The organism is Acidovorax sp. KPB24-07, from assembly GCF_057543315.1.
In genome coordinates, this window is record NZ_BAAJYS010000003.1 from 1 (window position 1) to 21,028 (window position 21,028).

General features: G+C 57.9%; 18 protein-coding genes. 8 read left to right on the forward strand and 10 right to left on the reverse strand.

The features are described 5' to 3' along the window. Window positions 1-57 precede the first annotated feature (57 nt). Window positions 58-570, reverse strand: a complete 513-nt coding sequence (locus AC27IQ_RS00855; protein ID WP_487087471.1) for an Lrp/AsnC family transcriptional regulator — start codon at window positions 568-570, stop codon at window positions 58-60. 138 nt (window positions 571-708) lie between these two features. Here AC27IQ_RS00855 and glmS point away from each other — a divergent pair, with 138 nt between their 5' ends. After that, window positions 709-2,631 (forward strand): glutamine--fructose-6-phosphate transaminase (isomerizing), encoded by a 1,923-nt coding sequence (gene glmS, locus AC27IQ_RS00860; protein WP_284429767.1) that lies wholly within the window; start codon window positions 709-711, stop codon window positions 2,629-2,631. 536 nt (window positions 2,632-3,167) lie between these two features. On the opposite strand, the gene AC27IQ_RS00865 is transcribed toward glmS, so the two are convergent. Both AC27IQ_RS00865 and AC27IQ_RS00870 read right to left on the reverse strand, forming a co-directional pair. Continuing rightward, the gene (locus AC27IQ_RS00865; RefSeq protein WP_487087473.1) at window positions 3,168-3,980 is read right to left on the reverse strand and encodes a hypothetical protein; all 813 of its coding nucleotides are present in this window, start codon (window positions 3,978-3,980) and stop codon (window positions 3,168-3,170) included. Further along, window positions 3,970-5,703 (reverse strand): NACHT domain-containing protein, encoded by a 1,734-nt coding sequence (locus AC27IQ_RS00870; RefSeq protein WP_487087578.1) that lies wholly within the window; start codon window positions 5,701-5,703, stop codon window positions 3,970-3,972. Before AC27IQ_RS00870 ends, AC27IQ_RS00865 begins: the two co-directional genes overlap by 11 nt. Window positions 5,704-6,097: 394 nt before the next feature. Here AC27IQ_RS00870 and AC27IQ_RS00875 point away from each other — a divergent pair, with 394 nt between their 5' ends. From AC27IQ_RS00875 to AC27IQ_RS00885, 3 genes are all read left to right on the forward strand, one after another. After that, window positions 6,098-7,840 carry a TnsD family Tn7-like transposition protein gene (locus AC27IQ_RS00875; protein WP_487087475.1) on the forward strand — a complete coding sequence of 581 codons (1,743 nt, stop codon included), beginning with the start codon at window positions 6,098-6,100 and terminating at the stop codon, window positions 7,838-7,840. A gap of 66 nt (window positions 7,841-7,906) precedes the next feature. Further along, on the forward strand, window positions 7,907-8,236 hold the full coding sequence (locus tag AC27IQ_RS00880) for a hypothetical protein (protein ID WP_487087477.1): 330 nt from the start codon (window positions 7,907-7,909) through the stop codon (window positions 8,234-8,236). A gap of 19 nt (window positions 8,237-8,255) precedes the next feature. Further along, a complete protein-coding gene (locus AC27IQ_RS00885; RefSeq protein ID WP_487087479.1) occupies window positions 8,256-9,638 on the forward strand; it encodes a TniQ family protein in 1,383 nt (460 codons plus the stop codon). Here AC27IQ_RS00885 and AC27IQ_RS00890 read toward each other — a convergent pair. From AC27IQ_RS00890 to AC27IQ_RS00910, 5 genes are all read right to left on the reverse strand, one after another. Further along, on the reverse strand, window positions 9,608-10,894 hold the full coding sequence (locus AC27IQ_RS00890) for an AAA family ATPase (protein ID WP_487087481.1): 1,287 nt from the start codon (window positions 10,892-10,894) through the stop codon (window positions 9,608-9,610). The two genes, AC27IQ_RS00885 and AC27IQ_RS00890, sit on opposite strands and share 31 nt — an antisense overlap. After that, window positions 10,887-12,152, reverse strand: coding sequence for a hypothetical protein (locus AC27IQ_RS00895; RefSeq protein ID WP_487087483.1), 1,266 nt, complete (start codon window positions 12,150-12,152; stop codon window positions 10,887-10,889). The genes AC27IQ_RS00890 and AC27IQ_RS00895 overlap by 8 nt, the downstream gene beginning before the upstream one ends. Before the next feature lie 24 nt (window positions 12,153-12,176). After that, window positions 12,177-13,151, reverse strand: a complete 975-nt coding sequence (locus tag AC27IQ_RS00900) for a hypothetical protein (RefSeq protein WP_487087485.1) — start codon at window positions 13,149-13,151, stop codon at window positions 12,177-12,179. 178 nt (window positions 13,152-13,329) lie between these two features. After that, window positions 13,330-14,043 carry a PDDEXK family nuclease gene (locus tag AC27IQ_RS00905; RefSeq protein ID WP_487087487.1) on the reverse strand — a complete coding sequence of 238 codons (714 nt, stop codon included), beginning with the start codon at window positions 14,041-14,043 and terminating at the stop codon, window positions 13,330-13,332. Window positions 14,044-14,469: 426 nt separating this feature from the next. Next, the gene (locus tag AC27IQ_RS00910) at window positions 14,470-14,688 is read right to left on the reverse strand and encodes a helix-turn-helix domain-containing protein (RefSeq protein WP_487087489.1); all 219 of its coding nucleotides are present in this window, start codon (window positions 14,686-14,688) and stop codon (window positions 14,470-14,472) included. A gap of 808 nt (window positions 14,689-15,496) precedes the next feature. On the opposite strand from AC27IQ_RS00910, the gene AC27IQ_RS00915 reads away from it, so the two are divergent. Both AC27IQ_RS00915 and AC27IQ_RS00920 read left to right on the forward strand, forming a co-directional pair. Further along, window positions 15,497-15,694, forward strand: a complete 198-nt coding sequence (locus AC27IQ_RS00915; RefSeq protein WP_487087491.1) for a hypothetical protein — start codon at window positions 15,497-15,499, stop codon at window positions 15,692-15,694. A gap of 159 nt (window positions 15,695-15,853) precedes the next feature. Continuing rightward, window positions 15,854-16,111 (forward strand): hypothetical protein, encoded by a 258-nt coding sequence (locus AC27IQ_RS00920; RefSeq protein ID WP_487087493.1) that lies wholly within the window; start codon window positions 15,854-15,856, stop codon window positions 16,109-16,111. Window positions 16,112-16,123: 12 nt separating this feature from the next. Here AC27IQ_RS00920 and AC27IQ_RS00925 read toward each other — a convergent pair whose 3' ends face one another. After that, a complete protein-coding gene (locus tag AC27IQ_RS00925; RefSeq protein WP_487087495.1) occupies window positions 16,124-17,245 on the reverse strand; it encodes a hypothetical protein in 1,122 nt (373 codons plus the stop codon). A gap of 245 nt (window positions 17,246-17,490) precedes the next feature. On the opposite strand from AC27IQ_RS00925, the gene AC27IQ_RS00930 reads away from it, so the two are divergent. Beyond that, window positions 17,491-18,105 carry a hypothetical protein gene (locus tag AC27IQ_RS00930; protein WP_487087497.1) on the forward strand — a complete coding sequence of 205 codons (615 nt, stop codon included), beginning with the start codon at window positions 17,491-17,493 and terminating at the stop codon, window positions 18,103-18,105. 806 nt (window positions 18,106-18,911) lie between these two features. Here AC27IQ_RS00930 and AC27IQ_RS00935 read toward each other — a convergent pair. Beyond that, complete coding sequence (locus AC27IQ_RS00935; protein WP_487087499.1) at window positions 18,912-20,402, reverse strand: B12-binding domain-containing radical SAM protein; 1,491 nt, start codon at window positions 20,400-20,402, stop codon at window positions 18,912-18,914. Between AC27IQ_RS00935 and tmk the strand changes: the two genes are divergently transcribed. Continuing rightward, window positions 20,331-20,942: a dTMP kinase gene (tmk, locus tag AC27IQ_RS00940; protein ID WP_487087501.1), complete on the forward strand. Its 612-nt coding sequence runs from the start codon at window positions 20,331-20,333 to the stop codon at window positions 20,940-20,942. The two genes, AC27IQ_RS00935 and tmk, sit on opposite strands and share 72 nt — an antisense overlap. Window positions 20,943-21,028: the final 86 nt, after the last annotated feature.

A 21,028-nucleotide genomic window follows, 5' to 3' on the forward strand; every position in this document is an offset into this window, starting at 1 on the left:
GGGCCGGACGCCGCTGCCAGCTGAGCGCGGCGATGGCCGCCGCGCCCGTCCGGCGGCTCATGGCGTGCGGGGGGGCGGGCTCTCCGGACGCACGCACGGCAGCTTCGGCTCGAATTTGCTGCGCTTGAGGCTGAAGAAGGCCTTCACGTTGCGCACGTTGCCGTCGCTGGAAAACAGGCGCTGGGCCAGGGTCAGATAGCCCGGGATGTCCTGCGCGTAGATCACCAGGATGAAATCGGGCCCCGGCGAGACGCGGTAGCACTGCTGCACCGCGGTTTCCGGCTGCATGCGCTGCTCGAAGGCTGCCAGGCGTTCGGTGTCCTGCCGGTCCAGCGTCACTTCCACGATCGCGGTGATGCCGTGGCCCAGGTGCCGTGCCAGGGCATCGGGCTGGACCAGGGCCACCTCCCGCTCGATCAGGCCCGCCTCGCGCAGGCGCTTGACCCGGCGAAGGCAGGTGGGAGGCGACACGCGAACCGCTGCGGCCAGGTCCTGATTGCTGGCCGTGGCATCGTCTTGCAGGGCGTTCAGCAGTTGAAGGTCTGTGTCGTCGAGAAATAATAATTCCATGGATTTAATTTTATGGAATTAAATTTCAATGGTTGTTCTGCGGGAAATTTAATTCCAAATATTGTTTGTATAATTTATACATATTTCTTGACGCCCTGCCTACCATCGCCCATCCACATTCCTTTCAGGAGATCGTCCATGTGCGGCATCGTCGGCGCGGTATCCACGCGCAACATCGTCCCCATCCTCGTGCAGGGCCTGCAGCGCCTGGAGTACCGCGGCTACGACTCCTGCGGCGTGGCCATCCACGATGCCAGCCTGGGCGCCTCCCGCACGGGCGGCCTGCGCCGCGCCCGCAGCACGGCCCGCGTGGCCGAGTTGCTCGAGCAGGTGAACGCCGAGCAGGTCGAGGGGGCCACCGGCATCGCCCACACCCGCTGGGCCACGCACGGCGCCCCCGCGGTGCACAACGCCCATCCGCACTTCAGCCACGGCACGGGCACGGGCGATCCCACGGCGGATGAGCCGCTGCGCCTGGGCCGCGTGGCGCTGGTGCACAACGGCATCATCGAAAACCACGAAGAGCTGCGCGCCGCCCTGCAGGCACGTGGCTACACCTTCACCAGCCAGACGGACACCGAAGTCATCGCCCACCTGGTGGACAGCCACTACAGCGGCGACCTGTTCCAGGCCGTTCAGGCCGCCGTCACCCAGTTGCATGGCGCTTATGCCATCGCCGTCATCCACAAGGACGAACCCCACCGCGTGGTGGGTGCACGCGCCGGCTCGCCGCTCATCCTGGGCGTGGGGGAGGGCGAGCATTTCTTGGCCAGCGATGCCATGGCGCTCGCTGGGGTGACTGACCAGATCGTGTACCTGGAAGAGGGCGACTTGGTGGACCTGCAACTGGGCCGCTACTGGATCGTGGGCAAGGGCGGGCAGCCGCTGGAGGCCCATCGGCGCCCGGTGCGCACCGTGCAGGCGCACAGCGGCGCCGCCGAGCTGGGCCCCTACCGACACTACATGCAAAAGGAGATTTTCGAGCAGCCCCGCGCCATTGCCGACACGCTGGAGGGCGTGCGCGGCATCGTGCCCGAGCTGTTCGACGGTGCGCCCGGCCCGGACGGCGAGCCCGGCGCCGCCGCCTGGCGCGTGTTCAAGGAGATCGACTCCGTGCTCATCCTGGCCTGCGGCACCAGCTACTACAGCGGCTGCGCGGCCAAGTACTGGCTGGAGTCCATCGCCGGCATTCCCACCCAGGTGGAAGTGGCCAGCGAGTACCGCTATCGCACCAGCGTGCCGAACCCGCGCGCGCTGGTCGTCACCATCAGCCAGTCGGGGGAAACGGCCGACACGCTGGCCGCGCTGCGCCACGCGCAAAGCCTGGGCATGCTGCACACGCTCACCATCTGCAACGTGTCCACCAGCGCCATGGTGCGCGAATGCAAGCTGGCCTACATCACGCGTGCGGGCGTCGAGATCGGCGTGGCCTCGACCAAGGCCTTCACGACCCAGCTGGCGGGGCTGTTCCTGCTCACCCTTGCCATCGCGCAGTCGCGCGGCCGCCTGACCGACGACCAGGAGGCCGAGCACCTGAAAGCCATGCGCCACCTGCCCGTCGCGCTGCAGGCCGTGCTGGCGCTGGAGCCGCAGATCATCAGCTGGGCCGAGGACTTCGCGCGCATGGAAAACGCGCTCTTCCTGGGGCGCGGGCTGCACTACCCCATTGCGCTCGAAGGCGCCTTGAAGCTCAAGGAAATCAGCTACATCCATGCCGAGGCCTACCCGGCAGGGGAACTCAAGCACGGCCCCCTGGCCCTGGTGACCAGCGCCATGCCGATCGTGACCGTCGCGCCCAACGACACGCTGCTGGAAAAGCTCAAGAGCAACATGCAGGAAGTGCGCGCGCGCGGAGGCGTGCTGTATGTGCTGGCCGATGGCGACACACGGATCGAAAGCGGCGAGGGCCTGCACGTGATTCGCATGCCCGAGCATTACGGCCCGCTGTCGCCGCTGCTGCATGTGGTGCCACTGCAATTGCTCGCGTACCACACGGCTTGTGCCAGGGGGACGGATGTGGACAAGCCCCGCAATCTGGCCAAGAGCGTGACGGTGGAGTGAGTGCCTGCGGCGGCCGACACGCGTATTCTGGGTAATTAAAGTCGTAAACACGCAAATAAAGTCGTAAACAAGCCTCCAGCATTCATGCGGGTTTGAGGGGCGGCCATTTGTAACCGTAAAGTCGTAAACTCGAACTCGACGGGTAAAGACGACCTAGAAATACGAAGCAAACCGCAGCCCTGTTTGGGCTTGTTGCTATATAAAAAAAGAGCGCTCAGTTTGAGCGCTCTTTTTCTTTGGTTTTTCTAGAAGTTCTTGCAGTCCGAGCAGCCCCTAAACGCTCCAATGACTGCAAGAGGCTGGGAGCGGCCGTTGACCCATTCCGCTACGAACGGCCGCTTCGCCCAAGAGCAGACACCAGGGAAGCTGTCAGGCATCAATGCAAAGCCGCCCTCAATTAAAGGCAGGATCATTTCTCAAGCGGATGCCTAGAATTGGCGGTCGCAGAGACCGCGAGCTAAACGCCGCTATTTCGCTGCATCTGTTGGACAAGGCAAATCCTGCAAGGCGTCATGACCCGGCTATGGCAGCTGCAGCTATCGGGCACGCAAGTTCCGTGAGCGAACGTCGACGAGCACTATGGGAAAACGCTCATGTCTTGCACGCAGGTAGGAGCCATGATCTTTAACAAGGCCCTCGTCGACATACCTAAATATCTGACGGGCCGGAACGTCATGTATCACGCCGAGCCCCATGGGGGCGTCGTTCAGGGTGATCGGATTGACTGGCGCGGCCCCAATTCGGGGGGCTTTGCTCTTGCCCTGCAGTTGCAAGGCACACAAGCGCTCCAATGTGTCGAACCCGCAGCTGACCGTCATGTCTGTATGCGCATGCTTGGCGGCAGCTTTCTCGAGTGTGGCCATCCACTCTGAGGAAAAGTCAGCTTCAGCCTTGTCAATAAGTAGGTTTCCTTTGGCGGTATCGGTCCGCGCCATACGGAGGCAGCGCTCGATCACTGCACCAACAATCTGGGCACGTAACTGATCCTGACCACCCTCGGCTTCGTTGCAGTCCGCCAGTAGGGAAAGGGCTGCGACTGCGGCCGCGCCGACATTGCCCTGTTTGAGGAGACTCGCCATGATGGTGTTTAGGCGCGCAGGCTCTAGCGCCCCAGTTGTGCGTTTCCGAGTAGCGTGGTGCAGGATGATTGCGCTCCACGCATCCACGGCAGTGACATCTCCAGACAACGTGTGTGTAGTGATCTGGTGGCTGATTTCCTCGAACGAAGCAAAGAAATCAAGGTAGCCCAAGGCGATGGGGCCCGCAGCACCTTGCAACGTCGTGTACCAGTCCAGGATGAACCCCTGATCCGGTGCCAAGCGTAGAAAGGCGGCCACATCATCGGTCAAGCTGTTGGAATAGTCGGCATGTGCCGCTGGCGAAGGCTTTACCAAACGCATGCGTTCTGCGACCAAAAAATTCCTGGAAGGACCGGTGCGCGAAGAAAAGCACGCCGGACTCTTTCTCCTCCGTCAAGGTCGAGACGATGTACTCATTGCGTTTTCCCTCCTGATCAGCGCTGTTGCCGTTGGGCAGGTCATGGAAAAGGAAGTCCGGCAGTTCGCGCCGGTAGAAGCTGCCCTGCGTGCCGTCAGGCTTACGCCAAGCCCACCAAGCGAGTTCGCGCTGGAACTGCAGGCGGGCCTCTAAGGCGATGGGCCTGCGCGCGGCCTTCTGCACCGTGTCGCGCTGGACCATATTGCTGATGAAATGCTCATACAAGCGGTGCGCATTGAACCCTCGCAGATCGAAGTTGGGATCAGCAGCTGCATCCGCGACGAGTTGCACATGGACGGGACGGCGTAGCAGATCCTCAGGCACCTGCGCAAAAATCTCTTCGCGACGCCTCTCGATGAAGTTCGATTGGTAGCAATAGCGCTTGCTTTCTTCGTGCTTGATTTGGTTGACCTGCAGGCTGGATGTCAGAAGCCGGGAGGTCTCTTCTGCGTTGAAGAAAGCCATCTTCCACTCATGCCAAGAGGGATAGTCCGCGCTTGCGACGAGTTGACCGCCAACCTTGGTCATGCCGCGAAAGACCATATCTCGCTCATCGGAAGGCAGCGCATTGGGCCTTCCCAACAGCAACACCTTTGCTTTGCCCACTAACAGCTTGTTGAATTCGCGGAAGTTGTTGAGAAAGTCCGCAGCTGTCATGGCGTGCTTCATCTCGTCGAATCCATCCAGGATGATGAACAGACGGCCTTGCTTGTTCAGGTACTCCAAGGTCGCATACTGGTATCCCGCGCAAGGAAAACGTGAGGTGAACTCCTTGCCAAAAAGTCCCTCGAGCTGGGTCTCATGCACCACCTCACCTAATCGCAGAAGGATGGGCATGCGGGCGGTAGGGTCGGCCAAGTGCAGATTGGCACAGTGAGCGGCAAGGCGCTTGGCAAAGCTGGACTTGCCCTGGCCATATCCACCCAGGATCGCCCGACTTGGCCCTTCATCGCTTCGTAGCCAGTTCTCGACGATCTGGATGGCTGGTTCTGTGAAGCCCTCTAGTCGCGCTTCGACATATTCGGTCAGATCAGTGGGTCGCAGCGCAGCCAGATGCGTAATGTAGGGCTTGATGCCGAAGACTGACTCGGCCAGCTGGTCGTAGGTCAGGTGCGAAGCGCCACGCCAGTCATCGATGAGTTCCTGTGCGTCTGTGGAGACTCCGCTGCGACTGACGATCAGGATTCGGTTGATCCGTCCCTTGTCGAGCATGACCTGGTACTGCGGATATATCTGGGAGGACACATAGCTCTTGTCTAGACGACTGCTGTAGTCCTTACATTCCACGGCCCAGATCTCGGTCTTTCCGAAGTCTTCGCGTGTGAAGCGGATGTCCACCTTGGTGCCGGACTCGCGGACTTCCACTCGCAAGTTGGGATACTTAGTCCTAAGCAGATCGCACACGAGGTCCCTGAATCGATCACCACGTTCGGTTGTGCTGGGCAGCTTTCTTTGATTCGCTTCAGGTGGAGGCGTGCTGGCAAGAGAAGAGCAGGGATGGGCGTCGCTTCCACGACGTAGGCACCACGGCAGTGCCAATTGCTTTCTAATACAAAAAACATCTCCCGAACGCATTCCGCAGAAATGTCGACGGCGCGCGTCCAGTTTCCTCAGTTTCAACGCACTGTCTACGCATCTTGGCAGCACCTCTGACTGTCTGGAGTTGGCATATCGCTGCCGCACGACTGCTCCGGTTGGCCGATAGCATTCGCTGGAGGCTGTGTGAAAACTCCGTTCGGCCGTGTTTTCATGGGACCTCGACCCCTTGGCCCATTCGAGAAAATGCAACCTGAGCCCATCTGAGAGTTAGAGCTTCGGAGTGATGCCCATCGCATCGAGTTTTCACACAGCCTCGCTGCATTGCAGACATCGATCAGGTCCTTCAGCCTAGGTGACCAGCAGCGGTGAGGCGCACTCCACCAAAGCAAGACACCTTGCACAGCGTCCTCCTTCGGCATAGCCTACCGCGATGCCAGAAACGGACAAACTCTTTCCCGAGTACCAGCTCCTGTCCTGGCTGCCTGGCGAGACATTCTTCAGTCTGGTTAGCCGTCATCACCAGCTTTGGGGGCATGTCACATCTGTGCAAACCTGCCAACTGATGTTCGGCAGCGCACGTGCTGGTGTCCACCATGATCTACCCAACAGTCTTGGTGCCTTCGCGCAGCGCACGAATGCATTGCTTGGTGAGGTCGATTCCATTGCGAGAGAGCGGACACTGCTCAATTTCTACGCGGCCTTCGCCCCCCCAGACGAGACTGCAAACGCTGTCGCATGTATGTCCGGTGCCAGTGTGGCCCATCTGAAGCTGCGGCTGGGCATCCTCACAAGCCGATTTCGCGCCAACCATCCCCTCAAGGCCTGCCCGCAATGTATGGAGCAAGACCTCCGCGAGACTGGATGGGCTTATTGGCATTTGAAGCACCAGTTCCCGGGCGTGTGGATGTGTACGGCACACCAGCAGCCGTTGCTTCAATCAGCCCTTAAAGCCAATGGAGTCGAGCGCTTCCAATGGCTCCTGCCGCGCTTGGCTGACTTGCATTCTGCAAGCGCGAAGTCCCCTGAAATAGCTTCGTGCTCTTTGTTGTTGAGCCTCGCGGAGCTCATTGAGCATCTTGTTCAATCAGGAGCATTCGAGCCACTGCTGTTGAGAGATCTGTACGAGGTCTACCGCGAAGAATTTCGGGCGCGTGGATGGGTTGCTGGTGCCGCAAGCTTGCGCACTGGACAGATCGCGACAGCCTTCCTCAACTACTGCGAGCCACTCAGGTGCATTCCGGAGTTTGCGTCGCTTGCCCAAGACGAGGAAGGGATGGCGACGCAATTGGGTCGATTGCTAAGGCCACCTCGCTCTGGAACACATCCACTCAGGCACCTGCTCCTCATCCATTGGCTGTTCTGCACCGCACTGCGGTTCGATCTCGCAATGAAATCCAAGGGTGTTCACTCCCAATCAACCGTCCTAAACACGGTGCTGCCCGGATTCCCCGTCATTGACCCGCGAATGGCCCACCTGCATCGTCTCATTCAGGAAGAGGGGCAATCGGTGCGCAAGGCAGCGAGCCTTGTTGGTGTTGACCCGCAAACAGCGCTCATTTGGGCTGCAAAGGCAGGGATAGCGATTTCACGTCGACCAAAGAAGCTATCGACGGATGTGCGTGCTAAAGCCATCCGGGAGCTACGCAAGGGGGTTGACAAAGAACAAGTGGCATCTCGAGCCAGAGTCTCTGTTGGGACGATCACCCGTTTACTACTCAGTGATGCAAAGCTGCATGCAGAATGGTCTGAAGCGCGAAGCGAAAAAGCGAGGGCCCATGCTCGAAATCTTTGGCTTGAACTGTTGCAGTCCTCAGGACATCTCGGGGTCAAGTGGATTCGCACAATGGACCCACGCACCTATGCGTGGCTCTATCGAAACGACCGTGCCTGGTTGAACTCGAACAAACCGGACCCACTTCCGGAATCCCAGCGCTCAAGGCCGCCCTCAGTGGATTGGGTAGCCCGAGATGAGCATCTATGCATCCTGGTTCGTGAAGCAGCGTTGCACCTGATGGAGGATCAGGGCGTCTCGCGCATACACCTCTGGCAGTTGTTCCAGCAAATACCTGACCTGCGGGCGAAGCAGGCCCAACTGCCCCGACTGCCGCGCACTCTTGAAGCCATCAAAGCAGCTCTGAGTGCCCATCTTCCGTCCCACGATCTCTTTCGCTGAGACCCATCCATTGTCGATTTAGCTTCGTACTTGATATGCATATATGCATCAGTGTATGCTTAATGCATGATCGAATCGGAAATCCGTGCACGCGCAGCAAATGCTCGTCGTATTTGCTCGGTCCATGGAATAGCCCAAGCGGACATCGCCGCCCACGTAGGGGCCAGTCAATCTCAAGTGAGCCGCATCCTCAAAGGAGAGGGCGTCAGAGCCTCACGTCTGTTTGAAGAGGTTTGCCTTTTTGTTGAGCGCTTCGAGAGTGGTGTCAGCGCCGATAGCGTTCGCAGCAATCGCGAGTTGATCGAGGCCCTTCAGGCCACTTGGGACGGGTCTGCGTCGCATGCAAAGGCACTGGCTGCCGTGATTCGATCCCTGGCGATTCTCAAACCCGCTTGATCTGATACGGAGACAGCTGATGAACATGCTTGTGCAGCCAGCGCCATTGCCAGAAGAGATGGACCGAGGCTACTTGGGGCGGATCATGCGGATCAATGGGTACCGCACTCCGAAGGACGCGGTGGAGGCGATGGCTGCGCATTTTGGTGAGGAAGGGCGGTCACGCCGCGACCTCACAACGCACGAGCTTCTCAGCAGGATGGCGGGAATGACTACCGAGCACTTCGCGCAGCGTCACACGACCCTGCCGTTGCGCAGAGGGATTACCTCCTATCTTCCAAAGCTTGTGCATGGATGTAGTGAACGCACAAGCCTGCTGTATGTCAGTGGCACACTGCGAAAGTATCCGGCGGCCTTCTTCTGCGAGGAATGCGTGCGAGCCGATATTCAGTTTCATGGGACCGCTTATTGGCGCAGAGACTTGCAAACTCCAGGTCAGCTGTGGTGTTCCAAACACTCGAAGCCACTGAGCTTCGTTGCCGGAAAAGATCCTTTCCTTGACTCCCCTGCAGCCTATGTCGGGAAATCAGAGCAAATACCCCAAGAGTGGGTAACGCCTGCAGTCAAAAATGCTCATGTGGATCGGTTTTTAGAACTTGCCGCCGGTCTCTATGATCGTCCGGTTCCTCTCGATGTTGCCCTCATCGCTCCACTTCTTCGCGATACGGGGAGTGCGCAGGGGTTCAAACCTAACGCTTGTTCGAATCAAGGGACACTGATCAGTGATCGAATCAAAGAGCTGTTTCCAGAGCAGTGGCTTGGTACCGTATTTCACGAAGTGATTGCAAAAGATCCAGGTACCTATCTCCACCAAGTGGATGGAACCCTCTACCTGCGCAAATCAGCCTCGTCTGTGATCGCCTACCTGCTCGTGCTGTCTGTCTTGTTTGAGAGCGCAGACCAAGCCTTACACGCCTTGGTTGAAGCCTGCAATGGGCAAGTAGCGCCGTCATGGCGGCCACGGTTAGCGAAACCGAGTGTTCCAGGAGTAGATGATTTGCTGGCGCAGTACGTCGCAGCGAAGGGAGTTCATTCAGCAGTCGCGCAGCTGCTTGAGTTACCGCTTCATACGGTACGAAAGGCTCTGTGTGATCTTGGTTTACCCAGCCTACCTGAGTGGGATGAGACGGCTGATGTTGGGCCTGTCGCAGCGTTGAAAGCGTACTACCTGGACAAGCTACCCTACACGTCCTGCTTGAAGATAGCGGGTGTGACTGAGGCTCGTTTTGATGCACTGATGCGCCAATGTAGTCCAAAAATGGCAATAGCCCTTGGGCGGATGAGTCTGAAGACAAGCATCCGGCCAAGGGCGCGCCAAGCGAAAGGTCGCCTCCCCGTCAGACTGGAGCAAGGGGCTGTGCTGGCAACCCCTCAGTTCCGCGAAATGTTGCTCCAGAACTGAGCCCAAAAGCTGTGGTCCTGCGGAGAAAGGTCTTCGTACATTGACAGCCGTCCTGGGTCATTGCTGTGAAGCGCAGCAACGGCCTGAGCCACTGGTGCCAGATAGGTATCTGCAGCCACCTTGAAGTCATCGAGACGAAGATCGTCATCATTGCGCTCGAACGCCACGCGGTGAGCGGCAATCCAAAGTGCGATGATCAAGCGCTGTACCCCGGCGGTTTTTTCAAGTATCAGGTCACCCAATTCTTCAGTGATAGCTACTGGGCGAGCGACGTACTGGTAGTGTCCGAGTCTTGGCAGAAAGTGCTGACGGAACGCCGCATCATGATCTGCCCAGAAATGCTTGAAGGCGTGGTACCCCGAGGTGACGATGCGTTCTGTGTTGCTCAGGCGCCTGGTCAGTGCACCAAACCCGTCTGGAGTACCCGAAACTAGCAGCGGTATCTGCCATTCGTTCAACGCCGTCAGAATCCACTTGAGGGAATGATCATCAATGATGCGCAGCTCTGGCGGAGGTTCACCGAGCTTTCTTTTGCTTCTGGACTTGAGCGTAGAAAGCTTGAACAGATTCTGAATCTCGTCCAGGTGCAGAAGGCCAAGAAAATGACTGGAGGCGACTTGCCGCCACTCGTCCAGCATTTGTGGCCCGTTGCGCCATTCACCAGCCAATGTCTTGTCAAAGCGGGTGCTGCCTGTGGCCTTCTTAAATGCGGTCATCAGCGCCGCTGCTAGATCGGTGGCTTTGCCCCCCGCAGGAACATCCAGCGAGAGCCAAACCACCTGCTGCAAGCCGTTGACCATCCGGAAAAATGAAGTGTGCTGGATAGTTTGAGGGAATGTAGAGAGGCATCTGCGAATCGCTTGTGTCTTGCCTGAGCCGGAAACACCCACAACCGCTGCACCATAGGTTGGCGCCGTCACAGGCGGCCTGAAGCGGGCCTCCTCGCCGCTGATCATGCTCCATGTACTAGATGACGAAGGTTGCAGGTGGTGGTAGTTCTGACAGATCATCATGTCCATCGTTTCGTACAACTGCAGCTCTTCCAAACTGGGTACATGCAGATCGCGAACACTCATCAGCATGTGTAGGCGGACGTGGCGCGGAATAGAGGCAATGTCTTTGGGTGGACGAGCTGGAAACTCCACCAATGCTTTGAGTGCGTCGGGCCGTGAGCGTATAAGTCCAAGCTGGGCGATGAGTGAATTTCCTGCGTAAGGGTCGCGCACTGCGACGGTTTCGGGTGCGTGCTTAGTCATGCATGGCCTCCGCATCCATTGCTTGGACCAAGTCGCCCATCATCGCGTCATAGTTGGATTTGGACTCCGAGCGTGTCTTTGCCGTTCCGCGGACTTCACCCACCATCAGTTGACCAGCAAACTCATTTTCGATTGCACGAGCTTCACGGATTGTGGGAGTGAGCCCCCGCGCGCGTTGACGTGCAGCGCGTGTCTCCTCAATGGCTTGCTTGCGGATAGACTCCATGCGGTAGTAGCCAAGCACCGCTTCCTGCACTCGTTGGTGTTCAACGTCGGCAGCCTTGAGTTTTTGGAACGCAAATGCGTCAACCATCTCGTCATGGGTGAGCGCGGGATCGGCCCGGGAATGGTCGGAGATTGTGAGGTCGATCAGGCCATTTCCGCTTTCGTACGGAGTCCAGATGCGTGAAACTGAGCCTGGGTAGTACTGGGCCGGGATTTCCCAGCTGCCCCGGACTGATCGTGCGCGAGTTGTCCATTGCTCAGTTTCTACGATTGGCGCACTATAGCGATTCGCGTGAAAGACGACACCGTTCCGAGTGACGCGTGCATCGCCCGTGGGAAGCAGCTGCGTGATCAATTCCGCTTGCGACTGTGCGCGAGAGAAGCCAATCCCCATGGCATGCCCCCAACGCCACAGCCCTGCTGGGCTAGGGAACACACCTTGCGCGATCATGTGTGCATCCAAGCGATTGCTTCGGTCTGCAGTCAAGTTGTAGATGTAGAAGCACTCGTGGAGAAACTGCATGTACCGACGGACGGACATGGTCGCTGCCGCTGGGTTAGATCGGCGCAAGTCGTACTCTTTGCGCCGGGCATCCATCGCACCTGGAATGAAGTGGTACTGCACGTTCTTCATGATGCGGTGCATGACCTCCACCACGCCTTTCAGATAGGGGCGGAAGGGCGCGGTGTAGCTGAGAGTGGTGAGCAATTTCATGCCCGTGGCCTTTGCCCGCTTGGACAGATACTCACCTCGATCGCAGAGTAGCCTTGCAGGCATGGTAGGGGCCGGAAACAGAGACTGGCGCATGTCGTATTCCCACAGATCGCTTAGCAGGTTGGACGATGCGACTGTGTTGAAAATGGCGACTTGTGCAGTGTCCCAACTGGGCCCTGTGAGACAGACATAGAAGCCCACGACAGCCGTGGAGAAAACGTCTACGATGACATACACGATCGGGCGTCCGATGATCCAGTTGGGATTGATCGAAGATCGCAAGTACACATCCCCGATGGTGGAGTCGATGGCGTACATCAGTCCTGGCCCCTCGGCACCTTCCTAGCTGTAGCCCGACAAGCCGCGGAGCGCGCGTTCGAAATGACCGCTGCTGGTCTTTTCGCGAATGCGTTCGATCTCTTCTACATCCTCGGTTAGCACCCGTTTGACCTGCTTTTTGTTGGGGTACTGGCCAACCTTCAAGTCAATCGCGACGATGTCTCCATTGTCCTCATACCGCATAGCAGTAGTGAAATGGCTGGCGATGATGCGCTTGTAGCGCTCTGGCATTGACGGCTTGGGTTTCGCAATTCCGTTGTCGGCCAGCATGATTTTTGCACGCCAGACAGTGTTCATTCCCGGTTGAACTGGTTCCCCCCAGCAACCGAAAAGCAGCTTTGACAGTCGCTGCGAAAAAGTCTTTCTCCCGGCCTTCTTTCTCGTGCCGCTGGCCGAAAGATCGCGCCGTTTTCCAGGCGCGCCGCACTTGTCCCAGCGAGTGCGGAGGCTGGCTTTTGTGAGTCCGAATGTGCAAAGAACGGACCAAAGCTTGTACACAAGCGATCGACTGACCTTGTGTGTTGAAGATGCATTCCTGACCAGCCCGGCTAAGCTCCCGTGGACTAGGATGGATTCCTTGAGTTTCTCGTTGTCAAGAAATGCCTCCATAACCCGACAACGCGTGTCGAAGGCATTTTGCGCGCTTGGTTGAACGATGTCCTGGTAATAGTGCCCCGGAAGTTCCAGACTGAGCTCGATTACCTCATGGGCTTCGATCAGGTCCAGGAGATCTCTGCGGGAAACTTTGTATAGGGTGCCCACGAGAGCCATTTGTGGGGTGCGCCGTTTGCGCTTTAAGTCTCGGTCTTCAATGCGGGGCCGACCGCCGCGAATCTTGACCCGTGGAGCCTCTTGTTTGATGAGTACGCAAAAAGTGGTGTCGGCGATGGCATCATCGACAATGATCCGAAAAATTCCTTCCGGGAGGCCAATATTGGCTTTGGGCAACTTGAACAATTGGTTGTGCATCAAATGCATGCTGACCTCCGTGCCAAGATGGGATTGAAAGAAGTGAACTCCTCCCCGGAGATCAACGCTATGGGTTGATGCGGCCTCCAGCCTCGGCGCAAATCCACGGGGAGAAAACCGCGCCAAACAGCCTGCCACAGCGCGCACTGAGCTCTATGGCGATGTGAATCCCCACCGAAGCGATCAGTCAGGTTCTGTATGGCGTCTGAATAGCGCTGCCAATGCATAGATTGGACTGTTTTGCAAGCCATGCGTATTTCCGCATCGGGTGCAGGCCTCTCGAATCCCCACGGCGAGCTTCGGCGCAGGGTAAGTCCGACACTTTTTCGTACTGATCTGGAGTGATGAGTAGCCACTCCACTCCCCTGTGCAACCAATAGGTCTTTTCGAGAAGAAGAAGCTCCTTGGCACGACCGGTAAGAGTACTAGTCGGTTTGCAGGAGACAGCTAGGAGTTCTAGCGCTCCGTAGCGATTTCGAAGAACGAGTAACAGGTCTGTGCTGCTGGTCCAGGCTTGAGACCGCTCTCCCCGGATAAGCTTCAGATGCTCGATGCCGATTGATCGAGCTATTTCAAGGGTTCCCGCGTAGCGCTTCAGTCCGAGGCCCAGTTGCCAGCGCGAAAGCTCATGCGGGGCACTCTCCTGACTCAGCGGGAACTGCTCCAAAAGATCCACTAGATTCGGCAGCAGGCCCGCGAAATTCAACGCAGTCCACTCCTTGTCAGAGAGAAGTTCGCGCTGGCGATCCCTCCAGACAATCAAATGCGATCTTCCTCTGCTCGACGGATCACCTCGTGATATCCGATGCCAGGGAATGTACTCAGCGTAAGTTCCTGTCCCTCTTTCTTCTCTTTGAAAGCGGTCGAGGACCTGAGGTGTGAAGCGCTTTTCGGTTCTCATTTTTCATTTCCTTGAGGGCGAGCGAATCCATCGCCCGCACGCAGTTGCGTTCGTTCATTTGGGTGAGAGGGGAGTAATGCAGCGCTATGTCAGCTTCCCGCTGTATGGCAGGAGAAGGAACATGGCTATCCGTGCGTCATGAGACGCCACGGCGAGTGCTGCATGCGGAGATGCTTATGGGGAAAAGTCGAAAAGGGTCATTGAAGTCTCTTGGTTTGGGAAAATGGTGGCCCTGCCATGGCAGTCCACAAAACGGCACAAACGAAGACTTGACCCCCCGCACGGTGGCGGATAAATTTGGATCCGTTAGAGATCTCTGGGGGTAAGCTTCTCGGAGTGAGGCGGCCTCGGATTGCAGTCCGAGGCCGTCTTTTTTTCGTGGATATCCACGAAACAGGTGGCTCTTAGCCACTTGCAGATTTGCGCTTATTTCATGTGCAGCGCCTCCGCGATAAGTGCGCTTTGCCCGCGCAGGCATTTGCGGTTGCCGCGCAAGATTTCATATACGAGACGCGGGCTGAATCCGCGTTGTTTCGCCCAAGCGGCAACGGTTATTCCTGCGCTATGAAAATCCCTCCACGTCAACTGTGGTTGGCTCTCCGATGCATAGGAGCATTGGCTGACGTTGTCCTGTGACGCGAGCATAGGTAGAGATGGAAATAGGCGCTTATCTCTACATCGTATGGCCCGTGTGGTCTCGCGTCTACGTGAAGATTGCGGTGCATTAGCTAGTAATTCTTGCCCACAAATTTGTATCTCTTAACACGGCGTATTTGCTAAGCTTGCATGCTTGGGCGATAGTCCTTTGCGCATAGAAATACCGCGGATGGCGCGAAAGAGCAGAAGATATTGGAGTTGCAAATTGTTGCATCCAGGTGGTATGGCAAGAAGGGCCAGCGGCACCTTTGCCTGTTGCATGCGGCCGACATCAAGACGTGTGAATCGGAGGACGCTGTTCGCAAAACCGGGCGCCTGCGTAAGACCGGCAAGATGCTCCAGTTCTTGGGGGTGGCCTCAGGCTCCTGGGCATTCCGATGCTCCACGGGGCACACTGGAAGGAAGATTGGGGCAGACGCGCAATACCAACAGGAGCTCTTTTGACCAGAGGGACTACACCCCTCTCGCGTTGCGCGTTGACCCCCTCCTGTTGAGGGTTGCCTGACTTTCGAAGCAGCGTTGGCCTTGTTTCGCCACACACTGGAACGTCAGGAGTGCGCCGGGCTGGACATCCATGACGCCATGCTGTATCCGGCTGATGAAGCGCGGATCACCCGGACCAGTCAGGCCCTGCACGGTGCGTGGACGGCTGGGCAAAGGATCTGGCTTAAGGCGGACCTGCACCTGGGACATCGCAATGTGATCGACTACTGCGACTGTCCTTTTAACGATGTACCGTTCATGAACCAGGCCTTGATGCGGCACCGTCGCGCACATCGAGAAGGCTCGCAAGCTGATGCATTGGGGCGGCATCGCCATGATCATCATCGGGATTCCGCTCATCCTGGTTTTCGTGGGCATCCTCATCATCGGCGGTGGCGTCATATTGCGACGCACTGGCAAGAACATGGTCAGAGGCATGCAGTACCAACTGGACATGTTGGAGCAATGCTACGCCACGCTGAAGCGCATTCCCGGAGTTCGGCTGGTTTGAGATGTACGTTGTCGGTTGACCCCCCTCTGGACACTGCCGGGTCTGCTGGTTAGGCTTTCATCAATGAACGAGCTGGACGGTGCAGGCTCAGCAAACGCGGTTCGTCACACAGGCGTTTTGTGTTGATGGGTCAATGGTTCTCGACTGGAGGAAAGCGTGATGAACAGCAAGGCGCAAGAGAAACCGAAGGATTTGATCGAAGCCCTGATCTGGCTGGTGGGGCCTGAAAGTAAAGAGATCCGGAAGAAACACCTTCAGGGGCAGCATCTCGTCAACTTCGATGGCGATCACCCGGACCGAGCGTGGAAGACCTCTCCCGATGGCTCAGTGGTCCATGGACGGTTGCTCGAAGACGGAACGTTCATTCCCGATGAAACGGGTGCAGTTCCACATCAACGGGCCAACAACGCTCAGTGAGAGCGCCGCAGTTCAGGGTGATCGCTTGTACGGTGCTCCTGGCGACGAATCTCTTCGATCATCGGCCAGCTCGAACAGGCACTGCATGTAGGGCTGGACATCGGTCCAACCCGCGCGCTCTTCGTAGAACTGCACCAGATTGCGCGTTGCCTCGATGGCATCTGGCCAGCGATCGGCCGCGCTGACTTTGGTCATCGCCTCGCGACTATCTTGCTCGTCGTGCAGCGCCCCATCTTGCGCTCCGTAGGTGTGAAACTCCACGATCCGGCGCGGGGCCTCATAGGCCGTCTCTGAGCACATGCCACCAGGCAGCAGCGCTTCACGAGAGACATGGGCTCCAGCAAACGAATCCTGCACAGTGTGGAGCACCGAGCCAAAGGCCACTTGGTGCAAATACCGCCCCAGCTTGTCTTGTTGACCCAGGATGTAGAGGTCGACAACGCGCCATTCTGTGCATCCAAAGTGTTCTTGTACGGTCGGGATCTGAACGTCTCGCAGGAAGGTGTCGGACTTTATCTCTCGTGACGAGACCTTCCAGGCGAATTCCAGCCAATCGAGTACTTTGGCACGGGTCGCTCCAGGATGCACGCCTTCCTGGCTCGCCATCGCATGCAGAAATTGCAGATCCCCAAAATGCGAACGCGTCATCACGTTCCCCTGCAGCGCGCCTTTCTCCTTGCTGCATCCCACAATGGCGCGGCTTTGCGCCTTCTTCTCCGCATCCTTGAAAAGGCAGTACCAACACAATGGCTGTGTAGAGAATCGGATGGTCTGCGCCACATTGCATGACTTCCCGAGGTAAGTGCAATTCCCTTCCTCCGGCGACAGCCGAAAGGGCGGCAGGTCGTTCCATCGAACGCCGTAGATGACATACGCCGAGGCAAAGGGGCGATCTCGCAAACCACAGGTCTTATCGGAAGCCAAGCTGGATGCATCGACTGGACAGCCCATCCCAATCTGAGTGATCTCTTCGTGAACCCGGCCTTTGATCATGATGCCCAGGCTGTCCGCGGTTCGCGCCAGTGATGCTTCGGATTCGTTGGTCAACCGCGCCTCGAACTCGGAGCCCATCGGGGCGATCTGGAATGCGAGGGCCGCACTGGAAAGAAGGCACGCTGACAGCACTGCCAGCATCTGTCTTAAGGCCTGCCCCGAAGTGCTTTTCTCCGAGCAAAGTCTGAACAGACTGGTTGCGCGATGGCGACGTGATGTGATCATTTCCCCCTCCCTGCCTCTGTGTGCTTAGGAAGAACATTCTGCAACATATCGCTTGGACGTGGTCGCAGAAGTGGACGCGCGGGCGTCAGTGCTCCGTAAGCCCTATGGCACCATCCAAGGGTGTGCTCCTGGTGAGTGCTTTGCTTTTTGAGAGGCCCTTCATGCTTAGCCGTTCCACGCTTTCACTTTTGCAACAGGCCGGTGAATCACTCTATGCAGCCCAGCAAGCCATGGCTCAGGAGGTTCGGTCCGGCGCCCAGAGCGTGGTAGATACCGTAGCAAGCCTGCCATTCAGCGCCGAGGCTGACCGCACCTATGCCCAACTTCGAACCGTGGCCCGCCTGTCCCACGAACTCCAAGCCATCGAAGAACAACTTCGCACGGCTTATCAAACTGCCGCCTCTTTGGCTCAGAATGACTTGCAATTGCTGCAGGCTTTGCCGCTGCGGAGATCACCTCAGATTTCGCCTGGTCAGCAGGCCCAGGCAGAGGATGCAGTCGTCAAGCCAACTCCAGTCAAAGGCGTCCGGGCCAGTTCCAAAACCAAGACCCAGTCATCTGGAGTGCCCAAGGCCCAATCGCTCAGTTCCAACGACGAGAAGGTCTTAACGTACCTCGAGCGGGAACTGACTCGCAGCGCCTGGTTGCAGATGACGCAAGCCTCGATCGCAGAAGGGGCGGGCATTCCGAAAGGCTCAATCGCTGTCGCGATCAGTCGGCTGAAGCAAATAGGCCGTTTGAAGGAAGGCGCGCGTGGGCACTACCGCTTGAAGTGACTGGGCTTGCAACCCGACCAGCCTTGCAAGCATCGTGAAGATCATCTGCACAATGGCCGGGGGAGGGAACAAAAGTGCAAAGACTTCTATGGCTCGCCCTGTTGCCCCTGGCCGCACAGGGGCAGCAGGCGGTTTATCGCTGTGAGCAAAATGGGAAGGTGGGGTATTCGCATGAGCCTTGCGTGGGAGCAAAGATCATCGATGCCACCCCAACCCAAGGGGTGAACAAAATGACCGGCGTCACTTGAAAAGGCGCCGAGGTTCAGCGTGATGAGCACCGTAAGCTACTTGACGATGGCTTCCGCCCTCTGACGGGCATGTCGCACGAACAAATGGATTTGGAACGCCGAAGGTCCAGGCTTTCATCCGGAGATAAGTTACGGTGCAGGTCTTTGGACTTTCAGCTGCCTGAGTTAGAAGGTCGTGCTGCCGCGGCCAATCGAGAAACGAGATCCCGCGCTGAGGCAGAGCTACATAAGGCCCGGCACGAATTTTATTGGCTCAAGTGCTGACTACGGATGTCGATGGGCGTATTCATTTTGAGTGTAGTGCGCCTCGTTAGCACTGTCTAAGGTGATTCCGTGGATTGATGCGAAGTCAGCTTCAGGCTGAGTGCGGACGGTCAGATTTGCCGCGCGAATGTCTGAGGTCGCTGACACCGGACATCGGCCGTCGTGCGCCGCGAGCGACTTCGCTCGGTACAAGTCGCCCAACTTCAACGAAGACCGCCCGCCCCCACATCCTCGCTCGGAAGAAGAATGCCACCGCTTGGGCTGAAAAACCAGAGTGTTTGCGATCTCATTCAGCTATTGGCGGAAGGGCAGTCTCGACTTGTCGCTTGCGTCGACGTCGCGGTCGAAGTCATGGCGCGTGTAGTCACGAGGGTAGTAGGAAAAGCTCTTAAGGCGGTAGTACGCGTTTGCGTTCATGTAGCGCCGCGACATGTCCAAGCTGGCAAGCTCGGCCGATTCTGCATCCATTTCCCGGCTCAAGTGAACATGGGTGATGCCCGTCTCATCGGTGCTGCGGGAGTCCACAGCGACGCAGCCACTACCCGACCATTCATGCAACAAGATATTGGCAGTCTTGGGAGGGCCGTAGGCCACCACAGGGCCGACTGAAACGCCGGCAATGTGCTCGTTGTGTTCATCGAGGAATGAGCGCGTCTCGGTGAGTGTCTTGGCCGTCTCTCCCGCGTAGAGCAACACATTGACTTTGGCAGCCACTCCGTTTTGTCCGCAAGCCTTAAGGAGCTTGGAAGCTCGATGCAGGTAACGATCAGGGTGTGCCGATTTGCGCATGCTCAGGATCTGAGTGGGAGAGGCGGTCTCGAGCCCTAGGTCCAGGACCTTCATGCCGGCTTCGGCCAGGCAGGCGATAGTCTCTGGCGTCAGCGCATCGACACGGCTCTCTGTGCGCCACTTGACTTCTAGGCCATGTGAGCGCACTGCGCTAACCAGACAAGTGCTCCAGTTCAGATTGGGCGCGAACATCGACGATTGCAGGTACGGGCGAACATCGCTGGTTCCGTACTGCCCCGCGATCATCGCCAAGGCGGCCGCGATCTGCTCGGCTGGCAGCAGCTTCTCGAGGGGGATGTCTCGTTCTTCGCAGAAACTGCACCCCATGCCACACCCTCGCGACGCCTCAATGCTTGGCTGATACCGCTCAAACCCCGAGACCAGTCGATGGTTCAGAACGAACTGCGGCGTCGGTGCGGAGAGCCGGCGCACGATCGGCGTGGCGGTGAGCAAACTCGTTATGACAGGCTCAGCCAGCCCTGGAATAAGCAAGTCCGCTTCAGGAAGCTTTTTGCGAAGCCAGCCAGGATCCGGACCGACAACCCAGCGCCCGCCAACGATGATCTTTGCGCAGGGGTCCGCGAGGCGGACAAGCTTGCAAAACCGTTGCGCCCATCCGAGAGCGTAGAAGCTCGGGATCGACAGCATGACCGGCAGTGAGGACGGCAACGTTCCGTCTTGCACAAGCGCATCGAGCAGTTCGCTGGGCTCGCGATGCTCGCCGTGCACCAGCAAGGTCTTGAATCCCTGATCATTCAGGATCGTTGCAAGCGAGAGAGCGCCATAGTTCAAGTAGAGCTGCCGGCGAGCCAGCATATGATCGCGCTTCTTGGGCGACAGCATGCCTGCCGACACGAACGCCACTGTGTTCGATCGCCTCATTTCGAGCAGCGACCCGCGAACTGCGGCTTTAGAAGGAAAGCAGTGCCGTTTATTAGTTTTGAAGGCATCGACGGAAGCGGAAAGTCTGAGCAGGTTTGGCGGATTGTCAAGCACCTGCGTGATTCAGGTCGGTCCGTACTACAGACCAAGGAGCCAGACGGAGGACATCTAGGTGCGGAGGTGCGAGCGATCTTGACGCGGCCTCAGCGCACGCTGGACCCAACGGAGCAGCTCCTTTTGGTCAGCGCTGCTCGTTACGACCACGTCAAGAATGTCATTCGGCCAGCTCTGGCCGCCGGAGCCTGGGTCGTGTCCGACCGATTCTTGGACTCCACCTCCGCTTTCCAGGTGTCTGTGTCTGAAACGAATCTTCGTCCACTCTTTCAAGCCACCTGCGACATTGTCGTAGGAACCACACTCCCAGATCTAACGCTTATCCTTGACCTGCCCCCGCAAGTGGCTATAAGCCGCCGCAGGCTGCGTTGCGACCAAGAAGATGACCCCGCGGAAAAAACCCGGGATTTTTCAGCGATCCGAAGCGCGTTGCTTGAGATTGCGCGCAACGACCCGCGACGGTGCCGCGTCGTGAATGCAGACCAGCCCGTCGATCAAGTCGCTGCCGCAGTACGTCGCATCATTGAGCAGTCGCTGTGACTGCGCCTGCGAAGAGTGCGGCCGCGTGGCGCTGACATCAGTTTAGGCTTTTTGTGCACCAACACACCCGTAGTCTTTTAGTGACG